At 70.4% G+C, this 25,945-nt stretch carries 22 protein-coding genes and 1 pseudogene; 10 read left to right on the forward strand and 13 right to left on the reverse strand.

Features of this window, described 5'->3' with window-relative positions:
• Positions 1-356: 356 nt before the first annotated feature.
• Positions 357-2,051, forward strand: coding sequence for an N-6 DNA methylase (locus ACGFIS_RS34945; RefSeq protein WP_392911052.1), 1,695 nt, complete (start codon positions 357-359; stop codon positions 2,049-2,051).
• Positions 2,052-2,334: 283 nt separating this feature from the next.
• On the opposite strand, the gene ACGFIS_RS34950 is transcribed toward ACGFIS_RS34945, so the two are convergent.
• Together ACGFIS_RS34950 and ACGFIS_RS34955 are read right to left on the reverse strand one after the other, a co-directional pair.
• Positions 2,335-2,724 (reverse strand): hypothetical protein, encoded by a 390-nt coding sequence (locus ACGFIS_RS34950; RefSeq protein WP_392911050.1) that lies wholly within the window; start codon positions 2,722-2,724, stop codon positions 2,335-2,337.
• 57 nt (positions 2,725-2,781) lie between these two features.
• Positions 2,782-2,997, reverse strand: a complete 216-nt coding sequence (locus tag ACGFIS_RS34955; protein ID WP_392911048.1) for a hypothetical protein — start codon at positions 2,995-2,997, stop codon at positions 2,782-2,784.
• 251 nt (positions 2,998-3,248) lie between these two features.
• Between ACGFIS_RS34955 and ACGFIS_RS34960 the strand changes: the two genes are divergently transcribed.
• Positions 3,249-4,883, forward strand: coding sequence for a serine/threonine protein kinase (locus tag ACGFIS_RS34960; protein ID WP_392973775.1), 1,635 nt, complete (start codon positions 3,249-3,251; stop codon positions 4,881-4,883).
• Between the two features lie 140 nt (positions 4,884-5,023).
• Positions 5,024-5,668 (forward strand): dihydrofolate reductase family protein, encoded by a 645-nt coding sequence (locus ACGFIS_RS34965; RefSeq protein ID WP_392911044.1) that lies wholly within the window; start codon positions 5,024-5,026, stop codon positions 5,666-5,668.
• Between the two features lie 118 nt (positions 5,669-5,786).
• Here the strand turns inward: ACGFIS_RS34965 and ACGFIS_RS34970 are convergent, their stop codons facing one another.
• The 3 genes from ACGFIS_RS34970 to ACGFIS_RS34980 form a co-directional block, all read right to left on the reverse strand.
• Positions 5,787-6,575, reverse strand: coding sequence for an SDR family NAD(P)-dependent oxidoreductase (locus tag ACGFIS_RS34970; RefSeq protein WP_392911042.1), 789 nt, complete (start codon positions 6,573-6,575; stop codon positions 5,787-5,789).
• 82 nt (positions 6,576-6,657) lie between these two features.
• Complete coding sequence (locus ACGFIS_RS34975; protein WP_392911040.1) at positions 6,658-6,909, reverse strand: ferredoxin; 252 nt, start codon at positions 6,907-6,909, stop codon at positions 6,658-6,660.
• Positions 6,906-8,072 carry a Rieske 2Fe-2S domain-containing protein gene (locus ACGFIS_RS34980; RefSeq protein ID WP_392911038.1) on the reverse strand — a complete coding sequence of 389 codons (1,167 nt, stop codon included), beginning with the start codon at positions 8,070-8,072 and terminating at the stop codon, positions 6,906-6,908. Before ACGFIS_RS34980 ends, ACGFIS_RS34975 begins: the two co-directional genes overlap by 4 nt.
• Before the next feature lie 142 nt (positions 8,073-8,214).
• Here ACGFIS_RS34980 and hsaA point away from each other — a divergent pair, with 142 nt between their 5' ends.
• On the forward strand, positions 8,215-9,381 hold the full coding sequence (gene hsaA, locus ACGFIS_RS34985; protein ID WP_392911036.1) for a 3-hydroxy-9,10-secoandrosta-1,3,5(10)-triene-9,17-dione monooxygenase oxygenase subunit: 1,167 nt from the start codon (positions 8,215-8,217) through the stop codon (positions 9,379-9,381).
• A 63-nt stretch (positions 9,382-9,444) separates the two neighbouring features.
• On the opposite strand, the gene ACGFIS_RS34990 is transcribed toward hsaA, so the two are convergent.
• The 3 genes from ACGFIS_RS34990 to ACGFIS_RS35000 all read right to left on the reverse strand — a co-directional run bounded on the left by ACGFIS_RS34990 (position 9,445) and on the right by ACGFIS_RS35000 (position 13,734).
• Positions 9,445-9,792: a hypothetical protein gene (locus ACGFIS_RS34990; RefSeq protein WP_392973776.1), complete on the reverse strand. Its 348-nt coding sequence runs from the start codon at positions 9,790-9,792 to the stop codon at positions 9,445-9,447.
• 28 nt (positions 9,793-9,820) lie between these two features.
• Positions 9,821-12,058 (reverse strand): NACHT domain-containing protein, encoded by a 2,238-nt coding sequence (locus ACGFIS_RS34995; protein WP_392911032.1) that lies wholly within the window; start codon positions 12,056-12,058, stop codon positions 9,821-9,823.
• Between the two features lie 158 nt (positions 12,059-12,216).
• Positions 12,217-13,734, reverse strand: a complete 1,518-nt coding sequence (locus ACGFIS_RS35000; protein ID WP_392973777.1) for an FAD-binding protein — start codon at positions 13,732-13,734, stop codon at positions 12,217-12,219.
• A 157-nt stretch (positions 13,735-13,891) separates the two neighbouring features.
• Here ACGFIS_RS35000 and ACGFIS_RS35005 point away from each other — a divergent pair, with 157 nt between their 5' ends.
• From ACGFIS_RS35005 to ACGFIS_RS35015, 3 genes are read left to right on the forward strand one after another with little or no spacing between them, the layout of a single operon-like run.
• On the forward strand, positions 13,892-14,524 hold the full coding sequence (locus ACGFIS_RS35005) for a TetR family transcriptional regulator (protein WP_392973778.1): 633 nt from the start codon (positions 13,892-13,894) through the stop codon (positions 14,522-14,524).
• A 49-nt stretch (positions 14,525-14,573) separates the two neighbouring features.
• Positions 14,574-15,323, forward strand: coding sequence for an SDR family NAD(P)-dependent oxidoreductase (locus ACGFIS_RS35010; RefSeq protein WP_392911028.1), 750 nt, complete (start codon positions 14,574-14,576; stop codon positions 15,321-15,323).
• Between the two features lie 12 nt (positions 15,324-15,335).
• On the forward strand, positions 15,336-16,112 hold the full coding sequence (locus tag ACGFIS_RS35015; RefSeq protein ID WP_392911026.1) for an SDR family oxidoreductase: 777 nt from the start codon (positions 15,336-15,338) through the stop codon (positions 16,110-16,112).
• A 54-nt stretch (positions 16,113-16,166) separates the two neighbouring features.
• Here ACGFIS_RS35015 and ACGFIS_RS35020 read toward each other — a convergent pair whose 3' ends face one another.
• On the reverse strand, positions 16,167-17,087 hold the full coding sequence (locus ACGFIS_RS35020) for a 3-oxoacyl-ACP reductase (protein WP_392973779.1): 921 nt from the start codon (positions 17,085-17,087) through the stop codon (positions 16,167-16,169).
• 375 nt (positions 17,088-17,462) lie between these two features.
• Between ACGFIS_RS35020 and ACGFIS_RS35025 the strand changes: the two are divergent.
• From ACGFIS_RS35025 to ACGFIS_RS35035, 3 genes and pseudogenes are all read left to right on the forward strand, one after another.
• A pseudogene (locus ACGFIS_RS35025) lies at positions 17,463-17,762 on the forward strand (3-oxoacyl-[acyl-carrier-protein] synthase III C-terminal domain-containing protein); the annotation flags it as partial.
• A gap of 7 nt (positions 17,763-17,769) precedes the next feature.
• Positions 17,770-19,950: an acyl-CoA dehydrogenase gene (locus ACGFIS_RS35030; protein ID WP_392911022.1), complete on the forward strand. Its 2,181-nt coding sequence runs from the start codon at positions 17,770-17,772 to the stop codon at positions 19,948-19,950.
• Entirely contained in the window at positions 19,947-20,558 is a 612-nt protein-coding gene (locus ACGFIS_RS35035) for a PaaI family thioesterase (protein WP_392911020.1), read from the forward strand. The genes ACGFIS_RS35030 and ACGFIS_RS35035 overlap by 4 nt, the downstream gene beginning before the upstream one ends.
• 40 nt (positions 20,559-20,598) lie before the next feature.
• Here ACGFIS_RS35035 and ACGFIS_RS35040 read toward each other — a convergent pair whose 3' ends face one another.
• From ACGFIS_RS35040 to ACGFIS_RS35055, 4 genes are all read right to left on the reverse strand, one after another.
• Positions 20,599-22,371 (reverse strand): tetratricopeptide repeat protein, encoded by a 1,773-nt coding sequence (locus ACGFIS_RS35040; protein ID WP_392973780.1) that lies wholly within the window; start codon positions 22,369-22,371, stop codon positions 20,599-20,601.
• Positions 22,372-22,516: 145 nt separating this feature from the next.
• On the reverse strand, positions 22,517-23,269 hold the full coding sequence (locus ACGFIS_RS35045) for a succinate dehydrogenase/fumarate reductase iron-sulfur subunit (RefSeq protein WP_392911016.1): 753 nt from the start codon (positions 23,267-23,269) through the stop codon (positions 22,517-22,519).
• A complete protein-coding gene (locus ACGFIS_RS35050) occupies positions 23,270-25,207 on the reverse strand; it encodes a fumarate reductase/succinate dehydrogenase flavoprotein subunit (RefSeq protein WP_392911072.1) in 1,938 nt (645 codons plus the stop codon).
• Between the two features lie 2 nt (positions 25,208-25,209).
• The gene (locus ACGFIS_RS35055) at positions 25,210-25,899 is read right to left on the reverse strand and encodes a succinate dehydrogenase cytochrome b subunit (protein WP_392911014.1); all 690 of its coding nucleotides are present in this window, start codon (positions 25,897-25,899) and stop codon (positions 25,210-25,212) included.
• Between the last annotated feature and the right edge of the window lie 46 nt (positions 25,900-25,945).

The raw sequence follows: 25,945 nt of genomic DNA on the forward strand, positions 1-25,945 counted from the left end.
GAAGCGTAGAGAACTCCCATCATCCCAGGTTGCAGGGCACCTCTCCTCATATCGCGGCTTTCATCGCATTACCAACCCCGTGGATCCAGGCTCAGATGCAAGACAGAATTAAAGCTCATGGCCGTCCGCCGCATCCTGTGGATCGTCAAACGATCTACGCCAACACGCGCACCCCGGCGGAGTCGGCTCCAGTCCGAGAGTTGGACCGCCCGGGCTCAGTGTGATTCCAGGTGCCGGGTGCCTCGTGTTGTACACGGGTAACCACTGGGAACCATCATTGCGGCGCATTCCGGACAGTGGCGGTGACATTCGGCCCCAAGAGTGGACCATGGAGGGAGGATGGCTCGGGAGGGCGCATGGTCGACGCTGCCGCGAATCGTTACCCGTCAACGAACGATCTCAAGCGGCCCGGAAACCTCCATGCGCAGCTCGTCGCGGCTGTCTCCGAGTTCGGTGCCGCCGTTCGGCAACCTCTCGCCGCACGCCTCGGCGGCGAGGAATACCAGATTCAAGACCCCGTCGCCAACCTTGTCCGCACCGCCGGAAAGGCGCTCGGGCTAGACGTCGTCACGCACGCCGAGGTAGCTCTTCAGGAACTATCCGTACGTCCCGACTTCGCGGTCGACCTTTCCGGGGGCGGACGAGTCGGATACATCGAGGTGAAGGCGCCCTCGAAGAGCACAGACCCGAAAGACTGGCCGGCCAGGTCCCATGACGGCCTGCAATGGCGAAAGCTCAGCCTTCTCCCCAATCTGCTGATCGCTACAGGACGGTCCTTTGCTCTTTACCGCGATGGTGCCCGGGTAGGCCCCATCGCCCGGATCGAAGGAGACCTGGAACGGGCTGGGCGCTCTCTACGGCCTGCGGACGACGACCTTGCCTGGGTCATTGAGGAGTTCCTGTCATGGAACCCGACCCCGCCCCCCGATCTGCGCACGCTGCTCCGGAGGTCGGCCCGCCTGTGCCGGTATCTGCGTGAAGAAGTCCTGGAGGTGCTCGAGCACGAACGGCTCGTCCCAGGTGACCGGCCATTCACGACACTGGCCGACGAGTGGCGGACCATCCTCTTCCCCAGGATGACGGAGCCTCCGGACTTCGCCGACTCCTACGCGCAGACGATCACCTTCGCGCTGCTGCTGGCACGTGACGCCGGCGTCTCCTTCGAAGAGCGCGACCTGCCGGCCATCGGACGGCAGCTCGGCAAACAGCACGCACTGATCGGAAGGGCTCTCGGACTCCTCTCCGATCCGGCGGCCGCGGACAATATCCTCGTCATAGAAACCCTCCGCAGAGTCATCGGCGCGGTGGACTGGGATCGAATTAAGAACGCGGGTGATACCCACTCGCTTCTGTATGAGTACTTTTTGGAGGAGTACGACCCGAGACTGAAGCGGCTCAGTGGTTCGTATTACACGCCCGACGGCCTGGCGCACGCCATGGTGCAGTTCAGTGACCGTATTCTCAGGGAGAGACTGGAGCGGCCCGAGGGGTTCGCCGCCAAAGATGTCATCGTGGTCGACCCCGCGATGGGAACGGGGACATTCCTCGTCCAGGTTGTCGACGCGGTCGCCGAGACCGTGGCCGCCTCCGAAGGACGGGGAGCCACCGAACAGCGGCTCCGTGACCTCGTCCAAAAGCGCCTGATCGGTTTCGAGCGGCAGGTCACCCCGTACGCGGTCGCCGAACTCCGCCTCCATGACCTGCTTCGCGAATACGAGGTCGACGTCCCGCCGGACGAGATGCGCTTCCTCGCTGACACGTTCGATGACCCCGACAAGCAGGAACTCGCCTTCGGGCGGATGTATGCCGAACTCCGGAAATCAAGGGAGGGCGCGAACCGCGTAAAACGCGAGGTCCCGGTGATGGCCATCATCGGGAATCCGCCCTACCTCGACCGCGCACGGACGCGCGACCCGGCTCCGTGGATCGAGGATCGACGTGACCCGAAGAAGCCGACCGACATCGCCGTCCGCCCGTCCCTGGACGAGTTCCGGCAAGGCGGCAGGCTCGACTACAAACTGGCCGCAACCTGGGTGTACTTCTGGCGGTGAGCGATCTGGAAGGCGTTCGAGGCCCACCCGACCGACCCCGCCGGCCTGGTCACCCTCGTCACCCCGTCCTCATACCTGTCGGGGGCCGCGTTCGCCGGAATGCGCTCCTACATGCGCGAGGTGGCGGACGAAGGCTGGATCATCGACCTTTCACCGGAAGGCCACCAGCCGCCGGTCCCCACCAGACTGTTCCCCAAGGTTCAGCAACCGCTCGCCATCGCCGTCCTCGTCAGGTACGGAGACTCGGACCCCGATACCCCGGCTCTGGTCCACTACTGCAAGGTCACCGGCACCGCCGAGGAGAACGACCGGAGCATGCAGCCAAGGTCAGTGGCGCTTCGCCCGTTGGAGCGTCCGGCGTGAGGCGGACGGCCACGTTGTCCGCGCCGCCGAACAACATGTCATCCGCTATTTCTCGCGGGAGTCGCTGTTCGACGAAGGAGAGTGTGTCCAGTGCGTCACTCACGCGCTCCACATAGTCGATGACATCGCGGGTCACCGGTAGCACGATCCGGATCGACTCGTGCGCCTCGGTTCGCCGCAGGCGCCACAGGCTCGTCCGGCCGTCATCGTCCTCAGAGGTCCATCCAGAAGCCAAGAGGTAACCCGTCAGCGCCGCGAGGTCGGGCACCTTCATCCCCACCTCTTTCTTGGGCGGGCTCTTGTGGCTCACGACTGCTCCCAAATATCGATCCGTGGGACGGGAGTCGATCGTCGAGTTCCGTGAGCCTTAAGCATTCTGTGCAGCTCTGATGGTCTTGACCTGGACGTTCACCGTCGGGTAGTACGTCCCGAGTTCGGTTCCGGGATACACGATCTGCACGTCTGCCTTCTGGAGGTCGACCGTGGTCGGGCGGCCGTGGAGGAGGCCGCACCCGGCGGCGACCGCCTCTAGCCAGGCTTCGCCGAAGTCACCCTGCTGGGTGTTCTGGTCTTGCTCCCGCACACCGATGATTGTGCCCGCGGGAGGTAGCGGAGTGTGGCGAAACGACCACTCTGGCGGTGTGGCATTCATGTCGCGCATCCCATGCACTGCCGCGGGGCGGGCCTGGGGTGGGGTTCTGCGTCTTGCGGTGGTGGCGTTCGCGTACGACGCCATGCGGCTGACCAGATGATCGCCGTGGCGGCCGGACGTTCGCCGCCTTCCTGTGGAAAAGTTCAGTCCTGATCATCGGCGGGTGCGGGAGGGCGTACGGGGTGTCCAGCGAGAAACTGAAGCCGCTCCAGGCGGGCGATCCGAAGCGGATCGGTGAGTACCGGCTGCTGGCGCGGCTGGGGGCGGGCGGGATGGGCCGGGTCTACCTGGGCCGGTCGAAGGGCGGGCGGCCGGTCGCGGTCAAGGTGATCCATCCGCACCTCGCCGAAGATCCGCAGTTCCGGCGGCGCTTCGAGCAGGAGGTCGCGGCGGCGCGGCGGGTCGGGGGCATCCACACCGTGCAGGTGGTGGACGCCGACACCGGTGTCGATCCGCCCTGGCTCGTCACCGAGTACATCGCCGGTCCGTCGTTGCAGGAGGCCGTCGGTGAGCATGGGGCGTTCTCCGAGGAATCGGTGGCGGGACTCGGTGCGGGCCTGGCCGAAGGGCTGACGGCGATCCACGAGCGCAACGTCGTCCACCGGGATCTCAAGCCCGGCAATGTGCTGCTCGCCCAGGACGGTCCCCGCATCATCGACTTCGGCATCGCACGCGCGCTCGACGCCACCTCGCAGACCACCAGCGTGGTCGGCACGCCCGGGTTCATGTCGCCCGAGCAGTTCCGGGGCCGCGAGGTCGGGCCGGCCAGCGACGTGTTCTGCCTGGCCGCGGTGCTGGCCTTCGCCGCCACCGCCCGGCGGCCGTTCGGTGAGGGACCGATCGAAGCCCTCGGCTACCGCGTCGTCAACGAGGACCCCGACCTGACCGGCGTACCGGAGTCGCTGCTCCCGCTGATCACGGCCGGCCTGGCGAAGGACCCGGGCGACCGGCCCGGCCTCGACGCGATCCTCGACCGCTGCTCCGAGCTCGTCCACGGCGGGGAACCTCCGCTGCCGGAGCCGGTCACCACGATGATCGCCACACGGGTGGCGGAGACCGAGGTACTGCTGCCCCCAGTGCGGGACACGCCGGGAAAACCGCCGCGGGTTCCCTGGCTCGGACGACCGGGGGCCGCGCCGGCCGCGGGCGCGGCGGCGGTGGTGAGTGTCCTGCTGGTCGCCTTCGCCTTCTGGGCCATCGCGGACGACCGTGACGAGCCGGCCGGATCGGGCGCAGCCGCGCAGGCGACCACCCCACGGACGTCCGATACCCCCCGGACGCCCCCGTCCCCGACGCCCAGTGCCGATGCCGCTTCCGCGAGCGCCGCTCCCGGTCCCACCCGCAAGGCGTTCGAGGAGATCTCGGCCGGCGACTGCCTCGACGCGCACAGGGACCCGCACGACTCCGACAAGTGGAGCAAGGGCAAGCCGAACGCCGTCCCCTGCGGCCGGTCGAACGCCTACGTCCGGGTGACCAAGGTGGCGGACGACGTCTCCGACTGCACCGACGGGGACGGAGAGATAGACGGGGAACTGTGGTGGAGCTACGGAGAAGAGGGCAACCAGATCGCTCTCTGTGTGTCGCGGCAGCTCCGCGTCGGCGACTGCTTCCTGGGCACGGACGGCCCGGACGAGGACACCGTCTCCATCAGCAACGGCGACCTGATGACTTCGTGGCCGTGCGGGAAGAGACCCCTCCCGGGGAGTTACGACCACATCCTCAAGGTCACCGCGCTCACAGGCGGTGAATGCCCTCCGGCCCGCAGATCCGTCGACTGGTCCTACCGCGGCGGGAAGCTCTGCGTCCGGCTCGTCTGAGCACCCTGCCGGTCACCGGCGTGCGGGACGGCTCCGCTCAGGAACGCGGGCCGGGCCGGTGGCCGTTCGCGGCGATGAGTTTGGCGGTGCCCCACAGGTCTATCTCCTGACCGAGACAACCGACTCATAGGGAGTAGGCCATGGGCCTCATTCATATCGAGCTGTTCGCGACGCTCGACCTCGTCGGGCAGGCGCCCGGCGGCCCCGACGAGGACCCGGCGGGGTTCCCGTTCGGCGGCTGGCAGGCGCCTCTGATGGACGAGGTCGCCGGGGCGCAGGTCGGCGCCGCGTACGAGGGCACGGACGCCCTGCTGCTCGGCCGGCGGACGTATGACATCTTCGCCGCCTACTGGCCGCACCAGGAGGGCGGCCAGGACAACGAGATCGCCGCGCTCTTCAACGGCGTCCCGAAGTACGTGGCCTCCCGCGGCCGGCCCGACCTGTCGTGGGCCGGGTCCACGCAGCTCGGCCCGGATCTGGCCGGCGCGGTGCGCGAGATCCGTGACCGGCACGAGCACGTGAAGGTCGTCGGGAGCCTGAACCTGGTGCAGACCCTTCTGCGCGAGAAGCTCTTCGACCGTCTCGACCTCTGGGTGTACCCGGTCGTGCTCGGCGTCGGGAAGAAGGTGTTCGACGGTGGCGCGGTGCCCACGAACGTCGCACTCCTCGAACCGCCGGCGGCCGGTCCGAAGGGCGCCGTGTACCTGCGCTACGGGCTCGCCGACGGCACGCCCGGGACGGGGGACATGAGCGCGCCCGACCGCGGTGCCGGGAGCGGCGGCTGAACCGGCCCCGCGCCGGGGTGCGTCCGTACCGCCGGCGGTGAATCCACCGGCCGGTGGCGAATCCACCGGCCGGTGGCGCGTGTCGTGCGCCAGCAGGTGACGCGCATGGTCGTCCCCTTCATGAGGGTTCCGGGAGGATGCGCTGCATGGCCTTGTGGGTGCCGGCGACGAGGCGGTCGCGGGGGAAGCCCGCGCGCTTCTGCGCCATCTCGTAGTTGCCGCCGGCGACCCAGACGGGGCCGTCCTTGAGGTGGTCGAGGCCCTCGCGGGCGATGTCGCCGGGTTCGGCGACGTTGAGGCCCGGGATGTCCATGTTGAGGCCGGCACGTTCCATCGCCGGAGTGCGGGTCACGCCGAGGACGAGTTCCAGGACGTCCACCCCGTGCTCGCGCATCTCCAGCCAGAGGCCCTCGGCGAAGATGCGGCCGAACGCCTTCACGGCGGAGTAGATGCTGATCTGCGGCTGGCCCAGGTAGCCGGCGAGGGAGCCGACGAGCAGGATGCCGCCGCGTCCGCGGGTCTTCATCAGGGCGCCGAAGTGGTGCGTCAGGGCGAGCTGGGCGGTGATGTTGAGGTCGATGACGCCCTGGAAGCAGTCCAGGTCGCCGGAGACGAACTCGTGGCCGTAGCTGTTGGCGCCCGCGTTGAAGATGAGCAGGCCGACGTCCAGGTCGTCGGTGACCTCGCGGACCGCCTTGAGCGTGTCCGGGGCGACCAGGTCGAGTTCGAGGGTCCGCACCTCGACGCCCTTCGCCCGGACGGCCTCGGCGGTCTCCGCGAGGGGCCCGGGCTTGCGGGCGATCAGCACGAGGTTGACGCCCGCGTCGGCGAGGCGGTGCGCGAAGGCGGAGCCGACGCCTTCGGAGCCGCCCGCGATGACGGCCCAGGGGCCGTACTGGGCGATCATTGCTCTCCTTCCAAGACGCCGCGTCCGATGCCGTCGCCCGCGCCGGTCACGACCGCGACGCGGCCGGCCGGCCGTCCCTCCGTCACTCGACCACCTTGATGGAGCCGGTCAGGGCCGCCTCCTGGATCGCCGAGCGGAGCGCCGGGCAGGTGTCGTGCGGGTCCTCGATCCCCACGCACGCCGCCCTGGCGTCGGCGTTCCACTGGATGCTCGTCTGCTCCCAGCTCGCCTTGCGCACCAGCACCTCGGCGGCGCAGCGGCGGCAGCGGACGGGCAGCAGCGGGCCGTCCAGGAGGCGCTCGTCCTGGCGGTTCGTCGCGCCCTGTCGGGTCATGCGGAGGCCCCTTCGGCCTCACGGCGCGCGAGGTTCTCCTCGACCTCCTTCTTCCACGATTCGACCGGGCGGGTCGTGTCGATCTCGAACTCGAACCGGTCGGTCATCTCCGGCCTGACGTCGGCGACGTCGACGTAGAACTGCTCGTACCAGCGGCGCAGCTGGTAGACGGGGCCGTCCTCCTCGCACAGCAGCGGGTTGTCGATGCGGGCCTTGTTCCGCCAGATCTCGATGTCCTGCTCGAAGCCGGCCAGGATGAAGTCCGTCAGCTTCTGCGCGGTCGCCTCGGCCGCCTCGGGCGGCAGCGCTTCGCTGTGCTGCACGACGATGCCCGAGTGCAGCGAGAACGAGTTCTCGTCGATCGGGTAGTGGCAGTTGATCAGGACGGAGTTCAGGTCGTACCCCTCGTAGTGGTACGTCAGCTCGTCGATCATGAAGGAGGGGCCGTGGTAGGAGGCGACGGAGGTGTTGCCGAGCATCCGCGGCCCGCCGCCGCCGTCGCCCTCCCGCGCCCGGCGGGCGTCCTCCCGGGTCACGCCCTTCATGATCTGCGTGGCGACCTGGCCCTCGAAGATGTTCTTGAAGAACGTCGGGAACGACTTGTGGATGTAGAAGAAGTGCGCCATGTCGACGACGTTGTCGATGATCTCGCGGCAGTTGGTGTTGACGACCGTCTCCGTCCAGCGCCAGTCGGTCCAGTCGTCGCGCGTCGCGCCCTCGATCTCCGGGATCGTCACGTCCGCCGGGGGCTGCTTCCCCTCCGGGTCGTTCCAGACGAACAGCAGCTTGCTCTTCTCCATCGTCGGCCACGCGGCGGTGCGGGCGCGCAGCGGGACGCGGCGCGAGTACGGGATCGACTTGCAGCGCCCGTCGCCGCCCCAGCGCCAGTCGTGGAACGGGCAGGCGATCTCGTTGCCCTTGACGGTGCCCTGGGACAGGTCGCCGCCCATGTGCCGGCAGTAGCCGTCCAGGACGTTCGTCTTACCGTCCGCACCGGTGAAGACCACGAGCTTCTGCCCGAACGCGTTGACGGTGTGGGGCTTGCCGTCCCTGAACTTCTCGGCCAGCCCGAGACAGTGCCATCCCCGGGCGAAACGGGAGGAGATCGCCTCCGCCTCGATGGCGCGGACGGCGTCCGACTCGGTTGCGGTCACGTGGATCATCCCTTCAACGACGGATGGGGTGATTGAACGGTAGGTCGCAGGTCACCGTCCCGTCCGGAGAGTCCCGCTGGCCGGGACGCCCCCGCCCGCGGCGGCACCCTGACATGGTGTCCTTCAATGGCTGCACTAGGGAAGGAGCGGGATGAGCAACGAGGTCCTGGGCACCGTGCGCGGGCTGCTGCCGGGAATCGCCGAGCGGGCCAGGTCCGTGGACGAGAAGGGCCGCATCCCCGCCGAGACCGTCCGTGAGCTCACCGCCGCCGGGGTGTTCCGGATGCTGCAGCCCACCCGCTACGGCGGCGCCGAGGGCGACCCGGTCGCGTTCTACGAGGTGATCCGGGCGATCTCCGGCGCCTGCGGATCCACCGGCTGGGTCGCCGCCATCCTCGGCGTCCACTCCTGGCATCTCGGGCTGTTCGCGGACGAGGCGCAGCGCGAGGTGTGGGACGCCGGGCCGGACACGCTCGTCGCCTCGTCCTACGCCCCCATCGGGCGGCTCACCCCGGTCGACGGCGGCTACGAGGTGACGGGGCGCTGGTCGTTCTCGTCCGGTGTCGAGTTCACGTCGTGGGCGCTGCTCGGCGCGCTCGTCGTAGGCGCGGAGGGACGGCCCGTCGACTTCATGACGGTGCTCGTCCCCAAGGAGGACTACGAGGTCCGCGAGGTGTGGGACTCGATGGGCCTGCGCGGCACCGCCAGCGACGACATCGTGGTGGAGCGGGCGTTCGTGCCCGCGCACCGCGCGATGCGCAACTTCGAGCAGGCGCAGCTCCGCAACCCCGGCCGCAAGGTCAACACCGGCCCGCTGTACCGGATGCCGTTCGGGACGCTGTTCACCGCCACGGTCACCGCCAGCGTCATCGGGATGGCCGCCGGCTGCCACGACCACTACGTCGACCGGATGCGCGACCGGATCCGGCTGAGCCTCGGCGGCGGACGGTTCGTCGAGGACCCGTACGCGCAGGTCGCCGTCGCCCGCTCCGCGTCCGAGATCGACGCGGCGATCCTGCAGACCGACCGGAACGTCCGGGAGATCCACGAGTACGCGGTCCGCAACGAGAAGATCCCGATGGAGCTGCGGCTGCGCGCCCGGCGCGACCAGGTCCGCGGCACCGAACGCGCCATCCAGGCGATCGACATCCTGTTCAAGACCGCCGGCGGCAACTCCCTGCAGCGCGGCAACGTCATCGAGCGCGCCTGGCGCGACGCCCACGCCGGCAGCGTCCACGTCGCCAACGACGTCGAACGCGCCCTGGCGATGTACGGCCGGGGCGAGTTCGGTCTCAAGGTCGAGGACAACCTCGTCTGAGCCGCGGAGTTCCCATCCGTGCAAGACGTGGACCGGCCCGCCGGGTCATGCTGCGGCGCGTTCTCAGGAGGAGTCGGCGTCGCCCTGGCTCTGGCTCAGCGAGCCGGAGATCTCCGAGTCGGTGACGGTCTGGTCTCCCGGCCGCGACATTCTCTGCCGCGTGTCACCGCCCACCTTCGTACCGTGGACCGTCTGCGTGCCACGAGCCGCTCGCCTGCCGTCCTCCGCGTCGTCGCGTTCCGACCAGGTGACCCAGCCCTGGAGGGCCCCGCCGACGAGGACGAGGATGACGACCGTCGCCGCCCAGACGACCGTCCATTCCTGGGTGAGCATTCCCGTCGCGATGTTCACCACGCCCGCGATCACGAACGTGCCGCCTGCGGCGGCCGCACGCTTGGTGTTGCTGCTCATGTTCGCCCTCTCTGGTGATGGCCTGGGCTCAGTCGAAATGTCTTCTGATGCCGAAGAGCTGGTCGGCCATGAGCATCGGGCTCTGCCAGTCGACCAGTGCGGTGCACGGCGCGCGGTCGAGTCGCCGGAACGCGAAGGAGACCCTGTCGAAGTGGTCCGGGAGCCGCCAGTTCAGGCTTTCGAGCTGAGTACCGTGGCCGGTGTCGAGCACATGCGTTTGCGGAGAACCGGACGCGCTCGTGGTCGTCGTCATCACGATGGAGGCGCCCTCGCATCCCGTCACCTCCACATATCCGCCGAACTCCTGGTAGGGCCACCCGAATCGATGCCTCGGGACGGAGTACGCGCTGGTGACAGGTCCCGTTCCCGGCGGGATCGTCCAGCGCCAGACCGGAACCGGGACGGAGGAAGAACCGCCGCCCCCGCCCACGGCCACCTCGTACTGCTCCGGCCGTGTTCCGGACTCGTACGCCATGAACGCCCGTTCGCTGAACATGCTCAGCACCAGGGCCGTCGTCACGACCGCGAAGAGATGCCCCAGGAGCCTGTAGACGCTGACGGTCAGTTGCGCGCTGAAGACCTGGAGCGCCGATGCCTCCGCCCTGACGATCTCGTAGGGCTGGTCGGCCAGCAGGTCCGCCCCGTTCCCCCTCAGGCGCCCCTGGAGCCGGACATGCCGAAACTGGTAGAAGGCGCCGGGCTTGCGCAGCACACCGCGCTCGTGGGCGTTCTCAATGAACCTCACGAGCCAGAATGGAAGAAGTCCCTGTGCGGCGAGTGAGTAGTGACGGAGCTTGTACTTGCCCCAGGCGGTGCTGATGAGGGCCGCCATTCCGAAGGAAGCCCCATAGGCTCCCGCGTAGGCAATGGTGGTGCCGGGATCGGCATCGAGCACGACACCGACCCAGATGCCCATCACAGCCCCGACGAGGATCGCCGTCAGCGCGGCGCACAACAGAGCGAGCGTCCCATAGCGCCGTAGGTGCGCTCGGAGATCCGCGGTCTCCCGTTCCGACACGACGATCTCATTGCGGGTATTGATCACCAGCCTGGAACAGAATTCCACCACCAACAGGACGCACGCGGCACCGGTGACCGCCCACACCGCGTCCAGCATCAGCCAGAGCATCCAGCCGGTTCCCAGCGCGAAGACCAGCCCGGCGGCGGTGTCCGCGACGGACGAGCGGAGATGCCACCAGCGGTACTCCGCCGGTCCGCGCGCCAACGTGCCCAGCCAGCGTTTCGCCCGGTGCTCGGCGTAGGACGGGCTGAGGTGGCGCGCGTACGTGGCGGGGACGAAGGTGTCGAGGAGATGCTCCTCGATGCTCTCCACGTCCGTGTACGCGAGGAGTTCTTCCGGGCTGGTCGCGGGCCCCCGGTAGGCGGTCTGCGCGAGGAACAGCATGAGCGGCGTCGACAGGGCGCGGGCGAGCGGGCCGTCCGGGGCGGCACGGAGCCGGTCGAACAGCGGGCACCAGCGCCTGTCGTCGGTCACGGCGCCGCCGAGATAGGCGATCGCGTCCTCCACCTCGACGGCGGCGACCTCGACGACGGCGGCCCTGGCCAGCGCCGTACCGGATGCCTCCACGGCATCCACGTACTCCTTCCGGCGGCTGGTCACCACGAAGGGCGCCCTGTCGTCGAAGGCCGTGCCGATCCCCGCGATCACGGCTTCGGGCGAGGCGGCGGGAACCTCGTCCAACCCGTCCAGGACGGGAAGGATCCGGCGCTCCTCGATCAGCTTCAGAGCGCTTTCGCGGCCCGCGGAACGGTTGTCGGCGATGTCGGGGTGATCCTCCTGGATGCGCGTGGCCATCCAGGTCTTCAGCGGGACATCGGGGTGCCAGGAGGCAAGGGACAGGAAGACCGGCACCGGGCCGCGCGCCCCCGGTTCCGGCAGGAGGTCACGGACCAGCAGCAGGGCCAGGACCGTCTTGCCCGCGCCCGGCTCACCGATGATCGCCATCTGCCGGGACGGCGACTCGTGGAAGACGTCGGCGATGCCGTCGGAATCGCCCGCCAGCCTCAGCTGCGCCGGCACCGGGGCCTGGACGGGACGTTCGGTCGAGCGCACCTGCAGCACCAGCGGGTCCGACAGCCACAGCGACCGGCGTGCGGTCTCCTGGGCCACCCGCGCGTCCACCGACGCGGCGAGGCGGCGGGCGGCGGCGTCCTCGGCGCCCTCGCGCCCGATGTAGATGTTCTGGACCTGGTTGAGGGGACCGTTGACGGTGGTGTTCTCGATATTCTGCTGACCCCCGGCCACGCCGGAATCCCGCCGACCGATCCGTCCGCATGTCCGGCGGCCGCGCCGCCCGCTATCGGCCATCCAACCGTCCCAAGCCATTGTTGTCCGGACGCAGGCTACCGGATCATGGGCGGCCATGACCGTCGTTCGTCAATGCCAGAAAAGGCCGAAACTTCTCACGGGTAATTCCTCCTGACGTCCTGGACGGCGCGGTAGGCGAACGCCATCGCGGACCCGATCGGAATGCCCGGCCCCGGGTAGAACGGGCCGGTGAACGACGCACTGGTGTTGCCCGCGGCGTAGAGGCCGGGAATGGGGCGGTCCGAGCCGTCCAGGACGCGGCCGTCCGGGTCGGTGCGCAGCCCGCCCTTCGTCCCGAGGTCGCTGAGGACGACCTTCGCCGCGTAGTACGGCGGCCGGTCGACGGCGACGACGCACGGCTCGCCGCCGGAGAAGTAGCGGTCGTAGGGATCCTCGCCGCGATGGAAGTCCTCGTCCACGCCCTTCTCGGCGAAGCCGTTGAAGCGTTTCACCGTCTCGGCGAGCGCGTCCGCGGGGAGCCCGGTCCGCGCTGCCAGCTCGGCGAGCGTGTCCGCCTGGACCCATGCGCCCGCCGCGATCTGGTCCTCCGGCACCACGGGCGGGACGGAGATCGCCGGCAGCCCGCCGGACCGCGCGTCGAAGATCAGGTGGAAGGGGCCCCGCGCGTCGGCCATCCGCCGCCCCATCTGGTCGTAGGGGAGCGACTCGTTGGCGAAGCGGCGTCCCGACCCGTCCACGATGAGGCCGCCCCGGAAGCCGAGCGTGAACGCGGGCCGCCCGCCGGGGGTCAGGAGGCCGGGGCAGAACCACGCCTGGTCGAGCAGTCCGGTGGACGCGCCGATCCGCGCGGCCGCCTCGATGGCGTCACCGGTGTTCGCGCCGTCCGGGGCCATCGTCCATTCCGCGTCGCCCGGCACGCCCCGCTCGTCGCGCAGCGCGGCCGACGACTCGAACCCGCCGGCCGCCAGCAGCACCCCGCGCGACGCCCGCAGCCGGACGGGTCCGTCCGCGGTCATGGCCCGCACGCCGGCGACCCGGCCGTCCTCGGCGATCAGGTCGGCCAGCGCGGTCCCGGTGCGGACGGCGCCGTGCCCGGTCGCGGTGATCGCCAGCAGCAGCCGCCCGATCAGCGCCCGCCCCTGCGCCATCGGCCTGGCCGAATGCCCACGTCCCGCGCGGTCCCGGTCGACCGGCGGGCGGACGAGCCCCGCCAGGTCGCCGAGCCGCTCCACCGGCAGGTCGAGGGGGACGAACGACCGCCCCATGTCCAGGCGTCCGGGCGCGTTGAAGTAGTCGGGGAACGCGCGCCACTCGAACTCGATCAGCGGGTCCCGTTCCAGGAACTCGACCAGCTCCGGCGCCGTCTCCAGGAACGCCTCCCGATGCCCGGCGTCGTCGTCGCCGAGCAGCGTCCGCAGATAGGTGCGCGCCGACTCGGTCGAGTCGCCGATCCCGGCCCGCTCCTGCACCGCGGTCCCCGGCAGCCAGATGGCCGAACCCGAGTACGCGGACGTCCCGCCGAGCACCTGCGTCTTCTCCAGGACGGCCGTCCGCAGCCCGCTCGACGCCGCGGCGAGCGCGCCGGCCATCGCGCCGGCGCCCGACCCGGCCACCACCACGTCGTATTCGTCGTCCCACCGGGCATTTCCCACGTGACGTCCCCTCCCGATCTCGACGCGCGCACAACGTAAACGCGGGCCGAGCCGCGGGGGGATGTGGTCTCACTGACCGGTATCGCCGATCGCGGGGCCGGCGGGTAATCCGGATATTGTTCCCTGTCAGCAGCACCAATGGACCGGGGGGAGGACCGTGGCGAGGATCGCAGCGGGCAGGTTGTCCGCCGAGCCGAGCTCACCCGAGCAGCACGACCGGCGGCAGCGCATTCTGCGGGCCGCGTCCCGCATCGGCACGGAGAAGCCTTTCGAACGCGTGCAGATGCACGAGGTGGCGAAGGCGGCCGGGGTGGCGATCGGCACCCTGTACCGGTACTTCCCGTCGAAGGTCCACCTGTTCACCGGGGTGATGGTGGCGCAGGTCGACCGGCTCCGCGACCAGGTCACCGAGCCCGCGCCCGGCACCGCCCCCGAGGACGCGGTCGCCGACCTGCTGGTGCAGGCCAGCCGGCACCTGCTGGCGCAGCCCGTCCTGTCGACGTCGATGCTGCACGCGTCGAACACCGCGCACGTCGCGACCGTCGCCGACACCGTGCACATCGACAACACGTTCCGGGAGATCCTGCTGCGCGCCGTGGGCATCGAAAGCCCGACGGCGCAGGACGTCACCCTCGTCCGGCTGCTGATGCAGTGCTGGTACGGGGTGCTCCAGTCGAGCCTGAACGGCCGCGCGTCCATGGCGGACGTGGAGAGCGACATCCGGCTGGCCTGCCGGCTGCTGTTGGCGCCCCGCTCGAACGCCTCCCCCTCCGACCCCGCCTCCCGGTGATCGGGATCGTCCCGGCGGGCGGTTCCGGGACGTGGCTACCGTGCCGCCCATGAATCGCTATGACGGCGTGAAAGTGCTGCTCACCGGGGCGGCGTCGGGCATCGGGCGGGCCACCGCGATCCGCCTCACCGCCGAGGGGGCCGCGGTCTACGCGGTGGACCTCTCCGAGAAGGGCCTGGCCGAGACCGCCGCGGCGGTCACCGGCCCCGGCACGATCACCGTCCGCACGGCCGACGTCACCGACGAACCCGCCGTCGTCGCAGCCGTGGCGGACGCCGCGGAGACGCTCGGCGGCATCGACGTCCTCATCAACGTGGCGGGCGTCCACAAGACCACCCCGATCGAGACGCTGACGGTGGACGACCTGAACCGGCTGTTCTCCGTCAACCTCGTCGGGACGGCGCTGTTCTGCCGCGAGTCGCTCAGGCACCTCCCGGACGGCTCCGGCGTGATCGTCAACACGGCGTCGCTGTCGGCGACGCAGGGCAACCCGTTCATGACCGCGTACTCGGCGTCCAAGGGCGCCGTGCTGGGGTTCTCGCTGAGCCTCGCGGCGGAGCTGGCGGCGCGCCGCATCCGCGTCGTGCCGATCTCCCCGGGGGCCGTCGACACGCCGCTGATCAGGAACCCGGACATGTTCCCCGCCGGCCTCGACCTCGGCTACTTCTCCAAGATCCGCTCGTATTTCGGCGCCGCCGACCCGGAGCAGATCGCGTCCGCGATCGCGTTCGCCGCCTCGTCCGACGCGGCCTACTTCACCGGCGCCGACCTCCGCGTCGACGGCGGCTCACACCTCTAGAAGGGACCGGACATGGCACGCACCATCGCCGTCAGCGGCTCGGCGTCCGGCATCGGCCAGGCCCTCGCCGGGCTCCTGCGCGACCAGGGCGACACCGTCATCGGGATCGACCTGCGCGACGCGGACGTCCGCGCCGACCTCGGCGGCCCCGAAGGCCGGTCGCGGGCCGTCGCCGAAGTCCTCGACCTCTCCGGCGGGACGCTGGACGGCGCCGTGGCCTGCGCCGGCGTCTCCGACTTCACGCCCCTCCCCGTCAAGGTCAACTACTTCGGGGCGGTCGCCCTGCTGGACGGCCTTCGGCCCGCCCTCGCCCGCGCCGGGGCGCCCCGCGCCGCCGTCGTCGGCTCCATCGCCGGGACGCACCCGGTGGACGACGCCATCGTCCGCGCCTGCCTCGACGGCGACGAGACCGCGGCACTGCGGGCGGCCGCGAAGGTCGTCGAAGCCGGTGCCGGGAACCAGACGTACTCGTCCTCGAAGTCGGCGCTCGCCCAGTGGCTGCGCCGCGTCTGCGTCACCCCCGAGTGGGCGGGCGCGGGCATCCCGCTGAACGCGATCGCGCCCGGCGTCGTCCGGACGCCGATGACCGAGCCGCTGTTCGCCGACGAGGCCATGGTCAAGATCATGAACGATGCGGTCCCGATGCCGCTGAACGGCTACGCCGACGCCCTGGTGATCGCCGAGGCGCTGCGCTGGCTGATCTCCCCGGCCAACACCCACATGACCGGCCAGATCATCTACGTGGACGGCGGCGCCGAGCCGACCCTCCGCGGCCCCGAGGTCTTCTGAGAAGCGCCGATGGCCGCCCCTCGCGCCGTGGGGCGGCCATCGGCGGGTCCGGGATCAGTACTTGCTGGTGCCGGTGTCGTCGAGCTTGGCGACGCCGTAGGCGGCGTAGGTCTGCTGCGGGTCGCGTCCCTCGAAGTAGGGGGTGATCTGCTCCCCGAGTTCCTCGACGGAGAAGACGCCGCCGGCCGCGGTGAACTTCTGCTCCACGGTCGGCGCGGCCATCAGCGCCACCATGTCGCCGTAGACGACGAACACCTGCCCGGTGATCTTCTCGGACGCGGGGGACGCCAGGTAGCCGACGAACGACCCGACCCGCTCGGGCGCCATGACGTCGAGCCCGCCCGGGGCCGTGCCCTCGGCGAACGTCGCCTCGGTCATCGCCGTCCGGGCGCGGGGGCAGATCGCGTTGGCGCGCACCCCGTACCGGCCGAGGCCCGCGGAGGTCGACAGCGTGAGCGCCACGATGCCGGCCTTCGCCGCCGAGTAGTTCGGCTGGCCCGCCGACCCGAACAGGAACGCCTCCGACGCGGTGTTGATCACCCGTCCGTAGACCGGGCCGCCGGCGGCCTTGCTCGCCGCGCGCCAGTGCACGGCGGCGGCGCGGGACACGGCCGCGTGCCCCTTCAGGTGGACGCGGATGACGTCGTCCCAGTCCGACTCCGCCAGGTTGAACAGCATCTTGTCGCGCAGCACGCCCGCGTTGTTGACGACGATGTCCAGCGAGCCGAACGTGTCGACGGCGGCCGACACCAGCGTGTCGCCCATCGACCAGTCGCCGACGTCCCCGGTCACCGCGACGGCCTTGCCGCCCGCCTTCGTGATCTCGGCGACGACGTCGCCTGCGGCCGGGCCCATGTCGTTGACGACGACGCTCGCGCCCTGCGCGGCCAGTGCGAGCGCCTCGGCGCGGCCCAGCCCGGCGCCCGCGCCGGTGACGACGGCGGTGCGGCCCGCCAGGGAGAGGTCAGCGTTCATCGGAGCCTCCGGGTCGGTGTCAGATGGCATGCCGGAGGCTAGTACGTATTCTAGTTCCGTCTCCGGCGCCGTCCCGCTGAGCGGGTGTGCGCGCCCCCTCTGAACGGGTCAGACCGCTGAGTGGGACCGGCCTTGCCTGCGAATCAGAATGAATTCTAGTCTCGTGCCCAGGAGCCGGTCGTCCGGTCCGTTCGCTGTTCGAGGGAGATCTCATGGCTGAGGCCGTCATCGTCGATGCCGTCCGCACGCCGGTCGGGCAAGCGTCACGGCGCCCTGTCGGGCCTGCACCCGGTCCAGTTGCTCGGCTTGACGCAGCGGGGTCTGCTGGAACGTTCCGGCTGTACGCGGACCTGCCCTACCGGACGGCGTGCACGACGATCGACGCAGCACGTCCTCGAGCGGGCCGGGATGAAGCTGGCCGACATCGACCTCGTCGAGATCAACGAGGCGTTCGCGTCGGTCGTGCTGTCGTGGGCGTCCGTGCTCGGCGCGGACATGGACAAGGTCAACGTCAACGGCGGCGCCATCGCCCTCGGCCACGCGGTCGGCTCCACCGGCGCACGCCTCCTCACCCAGGCCGTGAACGAGCTGGAGCGGTCGGACGGGTCCACCGCGCTCGTCACGATGTGCGCGGGCGGCGCGCACTCCACGGCCACCATCATCGAACGGATCTGAGGACCACATGACCATCGGACTGACGGAGGAGCACCGCGACCTGCGCGACGCCGTGCGCGCGTTCACGTCGCGGCAGGTGACGCCGGCGGTCGTCCGCGCCGCCGTGGACGCCGAGCGGGAGAAGGCCCCGGCCTTCTGGGACGACCTCGCCGCGCAGGGGCTCCTCGGCCTGCACCTTCCCGAGAACGCGGGCGGTGCGGGCTACGGCCTGGTCGAACTGGCCGTCGTCGTCGAGGAGTTGGGACGCGCCATCGCCCCGGGGCCGTTCCTGCCGACCGTCCTGGCGAGTGCCGTGCTGCACCGGGCGGGGCACGAGGAGCACCTGCCGCCGCTGGCCGACGGCACGAAGGTCGGCGCGGTCGGCCTGGACGCGGGCGGGCTGGCGCTGTCGCGCTCCGGCGACGAGGTCACGCTGACCGGCACCTCGGGCCCGGTCATGGGCGCCCCGTCGGCGGATCTCCTCATCGTGCCCGCGAAGGACGGCGACGGGACGGCCTGGATCGTCGTGCCCCGCGAGGCCGTCACGGTGCACGAACTGCCCGGCCACGACCTGACCCGCCGCCCGGCCAGGATCGAGTCCGGGAACACGACCCTCGCCGCGCGTTCGGTCCTGGACGTGGGCTCACAGGCCGTCGGTGATCTCGCGGCGGTGCTGTTCGCGGCCGAGGCGTCCGGTCTGGCCGACTGGGCGACGTCCACCGCCGCCGAGTACGCCAAGGTCCGCGAGCAGTTCGGCCGCCCGATCGGCCAGTTCCAGGGCGTCAAGCACCGCTGTGCCCGGATGCTCGCGCACGCCGAGCAGGCCCGCGCCTGCGCCTGGGACGCCGCCCGCGCCCAGGAGCCGGGGACCGGCCCCCGGGAGGTGTCCCTCGCCGCGGCCGTCGCCGGGGCGACCAGCGTGCAGGCCGCGTTCCAGGTCGCCAAGGACTGCATCCAGACGCTCGGCGGCATCGGATTCACCTGGGAACACGACGCGAGCCTCTACCTGCGCCGCGCGCAGACTCTCCGCGTCCTGCTCGGTTCCACGGCGAGCTGGCGCCGCCGCGTCGCGAGCCTCACCCTGGACGGCGTCCGCCGCGAACTCGGTGTCGAGCTGCCGCCCGAGGCCGAGCGGATCCGCGCCGAGGTCCGCGCCGAACTGGGGCCCGCCAAGGCACTGGACGGCGATGAGCGCGCCATGTATCTCGCCGACCGCGGTTACACGTCCCCGCACCTGCCCGTCCCGTGGGGCAAGGGCGCCGACGCGATCACGCAGCTCGTCATCGCCGAGGAGATGCGCGCCGCCGGGCTCCGCGCCCACGACATGATCATCGGTAACTGGGTGGTGCCGACGCTGATCGCGCACGGCTCGCCCGCGCAGCACGAGCGGTTCCTGCCCGGGTCGCTGCGCGGTGACATCCGCTGGTGCCAGCTGTTCTCCGAGCCCGGCGCCGGCTCCGACCTCGCCGCGCTCGGCACCCGCGCGGAGAAGGCCGAGGGCGGCTGGAAGATCACCGGCCAGAAGGTGTGGACGTCCATGGCCCGCGAGGCCGACTGGGGCATCCTGCTGGCGCGCACCGACCCGTCCGTCCCGAAGCACAAGGGCCTGTCGTACTTCCTGCTCGACATGAAGTCGCCCGGCATCGACGTCCGCCCGCTGCGCGAGCTGACCGGCGACACCCTGTTCAACGAGGTGTTCCTCGACGGCGTGTTCATCCCCGACGACCTTCTCGTGGCGGCCCCCGGCGACGGCTGGAAGCTCGCCCGCACGACCCTCGCGAACGAGCGGGTGTCGCTGTCCAACGACTCGTCCCTGGGCAGCGGAGGCGAGGCCCTCATCGGACTGGCCGCCGAAGGCGCGGACGACGAGCGCCTCACCACGCTCGGCGGCATCCTCTGCGACGCCCAGTCCAGCAGCCTGTTCGGGCTCCGCACCACGCTGCGCTCCCTCGCGGGCGGGCAGCCGGGCGCCGAGTCCAGCATCGGCAAGCTCATCGGCGTCGAGCACATCCAGCAGGTGTGGGAGACGGCCGTCGACTGGATCGGCCCCGACGCGCTCACCGGCGAGGGCGAGGGCGGGGTCGACGACCCGACGTGGATGTTCCTGAACTCCCGGAACATGTCGATCGCCGGCGGCACGACGGACGTCCAGCTCAACATCATCGGCGAGCGGCTCCTCGGCCTGCCCCGCGACCCGGTGGCGTCATGACGCTCGACCTGCAGGCCGGCGCCCGGACGTGCGGCGTGGACGCGGCCTCCGCCGCGGCCCGCCGCGTCATCGACGCCCTCGTCCGGTCCGGCGACATGACGGATGTCGACATGGCGGACATCGCCGACCGGCTCAACGCCGTCGCCGACGATCTGGAGGAGGCGGCCCCGCCGCGGAACGACCGCCTCGTCGACATGTGGGCCGGCGACGGCAACACGCGCCACGACCCGGTGACCGGCCCGGAGAACCCGATCGCCCCGCCCCTGGAGTACGTCGGCGTCGACTCCCACACCATCGAGGCCACCACGACGCTCGGGCTGCCCTACCAGGGCCCGCCGTCCAGCGTCCACGGCGGCGTGTCGGCCCTGCTCCTCGACCACACGCTGGGCGTGGCGAACGGCTGGGCGGGCACATCGGGCATGACGGCGGAGCTGACCCTGCGCTACCACCGCCTGACGCCGCTCTTCGAACCGCTGACGATCACCGCCGAGCAGATCTCGGTGGACGGCCGCAAGATCCGCACGAAGGGCGCCATCCGGGCCGGCGGCGAAGTGCGCGTCACCGCCGAGGGCCTGTTCATCGCCAAGCACCCGCCCCGCCCCCGCTGACAGCGCGTCCGCACTCAGGCGGTGCCGAGGGACCTGGGGATCACGGGCGCGGATCGAGGGAGCGGAGGCGGGCGAGGACGCCGGCCGTCTGCGGGGTCTGAAGGTCTTCGAAGATGGCGAGGGCCCCGATCCAGTGGTCGCGGGCGGCGTCACGGCGTCCCATGTGCAGGTGGGCCCGGCCGAGGTTGTAGAGGGTCTCACCCTGGCCCGGACGGTCGCCGGCCTCGCAGAACGCGTCCAGGGCCTCCTCGTAATGGGCGATGGCGGCGTCGAAGTCACGCTGTCCGTGGTGGGAGTAGCCGAGCCCGTGCAGAGCCCAGCCCCTCGCGCGGGGTTCGGTGGCCATGGCGCGGGACTGTTCGAAGCAGCCGAGCGACGTGGCGAACTCGCCGAGGCCCGCGTGCGCGTACCCGAGGGCGGTCAGGGCCAGGCCGGCGGCGTGGTGCTCGCCGGCTTCGCGGGCCAGTCGGACGGATCTCCGGTGGTGGATGACCGCCTCGCGGAACCGCTGGAGGCGGCGGCAGGCATAGCCGAGGCCGTGCAGCGCCCAGGCCTCGCCGCCCCGGTCGCCGATCCGGTGGAAGACGTCGCGGGACGCGGTGAAGAAGCCGACCGACTCCTCGAAGCGCCAGCGGTGCTGGCCGGCGTGGCCGAGCCCGGCGAGGGCGTAGGCGATGCCGCGGTCGTCGCCGATGTGCTCGGCGGACGCCAGCCCGGTGCGGAGTGCCTCGATCCAGTCGGTCCACGGGCTGCGGAGGAAGAAGAACGTCCACAGGGCGAGCGGGAGCCGCCAGGCGATGTCGTGGTGGCCCTCGTCGGCGGCGACGCGGGCGGCGGCGATCAGGTTGAGCCGCTCGGCCTCGCACCATTCGCGGGCCTCGGCCGCCGAGGTGAACTCGAGGGGACGGCATGGGGTGTCCGTCAGGGTGAGCGTCGCGGTGATGCGTTCGGGGCAGAGGACGCGGCGGGCGTTGTCGGCGGTGCCGAGGTACCACGCGAGGACGCGCCGGAGGGCGTCCTCGCGTTCGTCCTCACGTTCGTCCTCGGCCGGTCCCTGGTCGAGGGCGGGAACGCGGAAGCGGCCCCCGGGGCGTTCGTCCAGGGAGAGGCCGCCGAGCAGGACGCGGGTCTCGTCCGCGGGGACGTCGAGGAGAGCGGCGGCGGCCGGGACGGAGATCTCCGTCCCGGGATGCAGGGACAGGAGCCGGAGGATGCGGCCGGCGTCGGTGCGGGTGTCGGGAAGCCGTATCCATCCGCGCATGCGGGTCTCTTTGACCGAGACCTGCGCGGGACGGTACGCGGCGGCGTCGCATGTCGGGCACTGCTGGACGACCTCCTGGTAGAACCAGTCGGACGTGATCAGCGCGACGATGCCGGGGGAGTCGCGCAGGGCGTCCTTGAGCGGCTCGGCGTCCAGCAGCCGGAACGTCTTGTTGATCGCGGTGCCGGTGACGCCGTGGTCGTCGTAGTGGACCTCCCCGGCGTGCACGGCGACGCGGATCTTGATGCGGGCACCCGGCGGGGCGCTGCTGTTGTGCCGTTCGAGCAGGCGCGCCAGTGCCGGCGGGAAAGGCCCGGCCAGCCGTTCCTTCGGCACGTCGGGCTTGATGAGGACGAGTGCGCCGTCGCCGCGGTCCTCCCGCTCGAAGGACGTCTCGGGCACACCGGATTCGGCCAGCGCCTCGTGCAGGGCTTTGAACAGGCCGCTGCGCACGGCTAACTGGTCCCAGTTCGTCCGGCCCCCGTAGCCCTGGACGTCCACGCACAGAATCGACCGGTGCACCGCGAGCGACGCCTCGCCGATACCGTGCATTGGCTCATGCTGATGCACTGTCTTATGCACGTGCATACCGTAACGCAAGATCGCTTCTTGGTCAGAGGCTTTAGTGCGCGCCATGGAAAGACCCCGCCCGGTACTCCGGGCGGGGCCTGGTCGTGGGGACGGCGAAGGGAGCGGGTCAGCGCTTCCTGCCGCCCGCGGTCGCCCTCAGGTAGTCGTGGTTGAGCTGCCCGATGACGTCCAGCGGGATCTCCTTCGGGCAGGCGGCGGTGCACTCACCGGTGTTGGTGCAGCCGCCGAAGCCCTCTTCGTCGTGGGTCTCCAGCATCGACACGACACGGTCCCAGCGTTCCGGCTGCCCCTGCGGCATGAGCCCGAGGTGGGTGACCTTGGCGCCGAGGAACAGGGCGGCCGAGCCGTTCGGGCAGGCCGCGACGCACGCGCCGCAGCCGATGCACTCGGCGGCCTCGAACGCGCGGTCGGCGTCCGGCTTCGGGACGGGGACCGCGTGCGCCTCGGGGGCGGTGCCGGTCGGCGCGGTGATGTAGCCGCCCGCCTGGATCATCCGGTCGAAGGACGAGCGGTCGACGACCAGGTCCTTGACGACCGGGAACGCCTTGGCCCGCCACGGCTCGACGTCGATGACCTCGCCGTCCTCGAACTTGCGCATGTGGAGCTGGCAGGTCGTGGTGGCGCGCTCCGGGCCGTGCGGGGTGCCGTTGATGACGAGGGAGCACATGCCGCAGATGCCCTCGCGGCAGTCGTGGTCGAACGCGACCGGCTCGTCCCCGGAGGCGATGAGCTTCTCGTTGAGGACGTCCAGCATCTCCAGGAACGAGGCGTCGGGGGAGATGTCGTCGAGCTTGTACTCGACCATCTTCCCCTTGTCCTGGGGGCCGCTCTGGCGCCAGACGCGCAGTGTGAGCTTCATTTACTTGTACGACCTCTGGCTCGGCTTGACGTGTTCGAAGTTCAGGGCCTCCTTGTGGAGGACGGGCTGCTCGCCCTCGCCGCCCCATTCCCAGGCGGCGACGTAGCCGAAGTCGACGTCGTCGCGCTTGGCCTCGCCGTCCTCGTCCTGGCTCTCGGCCCGGAAGTGGCCGCCGCAGGACTCGGTGCGGTGCAGCGCGTCGATGACCATCAGCTCGGCCAGTTCGAAGAAGTCGGCGACGCGGCCCGCCTTCTCCAGCTGCTGGTTGAGCTCCTCGCCCCTACCGGTGACCTTGACGCGCTCCCAGAACTCCGCGCGCAGCGCCGGGATGAGGTCGAGGGCCTTGCGCAGCCCCTCCTCGGTGCGCTCCATCCCGCAGTACTCCCACATGATGTGGCCGAGTTCCCGGTGGAAGGAGTCGACGGAACGGTCCCCGTCGATCGACAGCAGCCTGTCGATCTGCGACTTCACCCGCTCCTCGGCCTCCAGGACCGCGGTGCCGGCGACCGGGCCGAGGCTGTTGCGGGCGATGTAGTCGCCGATGGTGTTCGGCAGGACGAAGTAGCCGTCGGCGAGGCCCTGCATCAGCGCGGACGCGCCAAGGCGGTTCGCGCCGTGGTCGGAGAAGTTCGCCTCACCGATGACGAACAGTCCCGGGATGCTGGACTCCAGGTCGTAGTCCACCCACAGCCCGCCCATCGTGTAGTGGACGGCGGGGTAGATGCGCATCGGCGTGTCGTACGGGTTCTCGCCGGTGATGCGCTCGTACATCTCGAAGAGGTTGCCGTACTTGGCCTCGACCTTGTCGCGGCCGAGCCGCCCGATGGCGTCGGCGAAGTCGAGGTAGACGCCGAGGCCGCCGGGGCCGACGCCGCGTCCCTCGTCGCAGACGTTCTTGGCGGCGCGGGACGCGATGTCACGCGGGACGAGGTTGCCGAAGGACGGGTAGATGCGCTCCAGGTAGTAGTCGCGCTCGTCCTCGGGAATGTCGGAGGGGTCGCGGGTGTCGCCGCCCTTCTTCGGGACCCACACGCGCCCGTCGTTGCGGAGCGACTCCGACATGAGCGTCAGCTTGGACTGGTGGTCGCCGCTGACCGGGATGCACGTCGGGTGGATCTGCGTGTAGCACGGGTTGGCGAACAGGGCGCCGTGCCGGTGGGCGCGCCACGACGCGGTGACGTTCGAGCCCATCGCGTTCGTGGACAGGAAGTACACGTTGCCGTAGCCGCCGGACGCGAGCACCACCGCGTCCGCCGTGTAGTTCTTGACCTCGCCGCTGATCAGGTCGCGGACGACGACGCCGCGCGCCCGCCCGTCCTCCATGATCAGGTCGAGCATCTCGTGCCGCGGGTACAGTTCGACGTTGCCGGCCTCGACCTGCCGCATCAGCGCCTGGTAGGCGCCGAGGAGCAGCTGCTGGCCCGTCTGCCCGCGGGCGTAGAAGGTGCGGGAGACCTGCGTCCCGCCGAACGAGCGGTTGTCGAGCAGGCCGCCGTACTCGCGGGCGAACGGGACGCCCTGCGCGACGCACTGGTCGATGATGTTCCGGGAGATGTCGGCGAGCCGGTACACGTTCGACTCGCGGGACCGGAAGTCGCCGCCCTTCACCGTCTCGTAGAACAGCCGGTACACGCTGTCGCCGTCGTTGCGGTAGTTCTTGGCGGCGTTGATGCCGCCCTGCGCGGCGATCGAGTGGGCGCGGCGCGGGGAGTCCTGGAAGCAGAACTGCTGGACGTGGTAGCCCGCCTCGCCCAGGGTGGCGCCGGCCGAGCCGCCCGCCAGGCCCGTGCCGATGATGATGATCTTCTTTTTGCGCTTGTTGGCGGGGTTGACCTGCTTGGCCTCGAACTTGCGGGTGGTCCACCGGTCCTCGATGGCGCCGGCGGGCGCCTTGGTGTCGGCGATCGGCTCGCCGGACTTGTAGAAGCTGTCGGTCATGTTCAGCTCACCCATCCGAACGTGATGGAGACGGGGACGGCGATGAAACCGAGCGTCACCAGCGCGGCGACGGACCCGGCGAGGCCGCGCAGGAGGCGGTCGGTGCGCGGGGTGCGCAGCCCGAGGGTCTGGAACGCGCTCCAGATGCCGTGGTGCATGTGCAGGCCGACGAGCAGGAGCGCGACGACGTACCAGACGGTGATGTACCAGCGGGACGGGTCGAAGCCGGCGACCACCCGCTGGTAGGGGGTGTCGCCGGAGCCCAGCGGGTTCACGACGAAGAACGTCAGGTCCAGCAGGTGCCAGACGACGTAGATCGCGATGATGACGCCGCCGTACCGCATGGTGCGGGCGGCATAGCCCTGCGCCTGCGACTTCTTCTTCGCCTGGTACTTGACGGGACGGGCCGCCGCCGCGCGCCGCGCCAGCGACACCGCCGACCACATGTGCAGGACGACCGCCACGGCCAGCACGACCTCGAGGAGGGTCAGGACGGTCCGGTGCGGTACCGCGGGCTCGCCGATCGTGCGCAGCCAGTGCGCGTAGTGGTTGAAGTCCTCCGCGCCGAAGAAGATCTTCAGGTTCCCGATCATGTGCGTGATCAGGAACAGCACGAGGATGCCGCCGGTCACCGCCATGACGGCCTTCTTGCCGACGGTCGATCGGTAGATCGCAGGTATCGCTATAGCCACACGTCGGAAGCTATGTCGGCCCGGCGCGAGAGTTCCAAGTCATCAG

Source organism: Spirillospora sp. NPDC048824 (assembly GCF_043198455.1).
Lineage (GTDB): Bacteria > Actinomycetota > Actinomycetes > Streptosporangiales > Streptosporangiaceae > Spirillospora.

Excerpts from the sequence above, each read along its gene's own strand:
- ACGFIS_RS34945 (WP_392911052.1), top strand. The coding sequence starts at position 357 with ATGGTCGACGCTGCCGCGAATCGTTACCCGTCAACGAACGATCTCAAG.
- ACGFIS_RS34965 (WP_392911044.1), top strand. The coding sequence starts at position 5,024 with ATGGGCCTCATTCATATCGAGCTGTTCGCGACGCTCGACCTCGTCGGG.
- ACGFIS_RS34970 (WP_392911042.1), bottom strand. The coding sequence starts at position 6,575 with ATGATCGCCCAGTACGGCCCCTGGGCCGTCATCGCGGGCGGCTCCGAA.
- ACGFIS_RS34975 (WP_392911040.1), bottom strand. The coding sequence starts at position 6,909 with ATGACCCGACAGGGCGCGACGAACCGCCAGGACGAGCGCCTCCTGGAC.
- ACGFIS_RS34980 (WP_392911038.1), bottom strand. The coding sequence starts at position 8,072 with ATGATCCACGTGACCGCAACCGAGTCGGACGCCGTCCGCGCCATCGAG.
- hsaA (WP_392911036.1), top strand. The coding sequence starts at position 8,215 with ATGAGCAACGAGGTCCTGGGCACCGTGCGCGGGCTGCTGCCGGGAATC.
- ACGFIS_RS34990 (WP_392973776.1), bottom strand. The coding sequence starts at position 9,792 with ATGAGCAGCAACACCAAGCGTGCGGCCGCCGCAGGCGGCACGTTCGTG.
- ACGFIS_RS35010 (WP_392911028.1), top strand. The coding sequence starts at position 14,574 with ATGAATCGCTATGACGGCGTGAAAGTGCTGCTCACCGGGGCGGCGTCG.
- ACGFIS_RS35015 (WP_392911026.1), top strand. The coding sequence starts at position 15,336 with ATGGCACGCACCATCGCCGTCAGCGGCTCGGCGTCCGGCATCGGCCAG.
- ACGFIS_RS35020 (WP_392973779.1), bottom strand. The coding sequence starts at position 17,087 with ATGAACGCTGACCTCTCCCTGGCGGGCCGCACCGCCGTCGTCACCGGC.
- ACGFIS_RS35030 (WP_392911022.1), top strand. The coding sequence starts at position 17,770 with ATGACCATCGGACTGACGGAGGAGCACCGCGACCTGCGCGACGCCGTG.
- ACGFIS_RS35035 (WP_392911020.1), top strand. The coding sequence starts at position 19,947 with ATGACGCTCGACCTGCAGGCCGGCGCCCGGACGTGCGGCGTGGACGCG.
- ACGFIS_RS35040 (WP_392973780.1), bottom strand. The coding sequence starts at position 22,371 with ATGCACGGTATCGGCGAGGCGTCGCTCGCGGTGCACCGGTCGATTCTG.
- ACGFIS_RS35045 (WP_392911016.1), bottom strand. The coding sequence starts at position 23,269 with ATGAAGCTCACACTGCGCGTCTGGCGCCAGAGCGGCCCCCAGGACAAG.
- ACGFIS_RS35050 (WP_392911072.1), bottom strand. The coding sequence starts at position 25,207 with ATGACCGACAGCTTCTACAAGTCCGGCGAGCCGATCGCCGACACCAAG.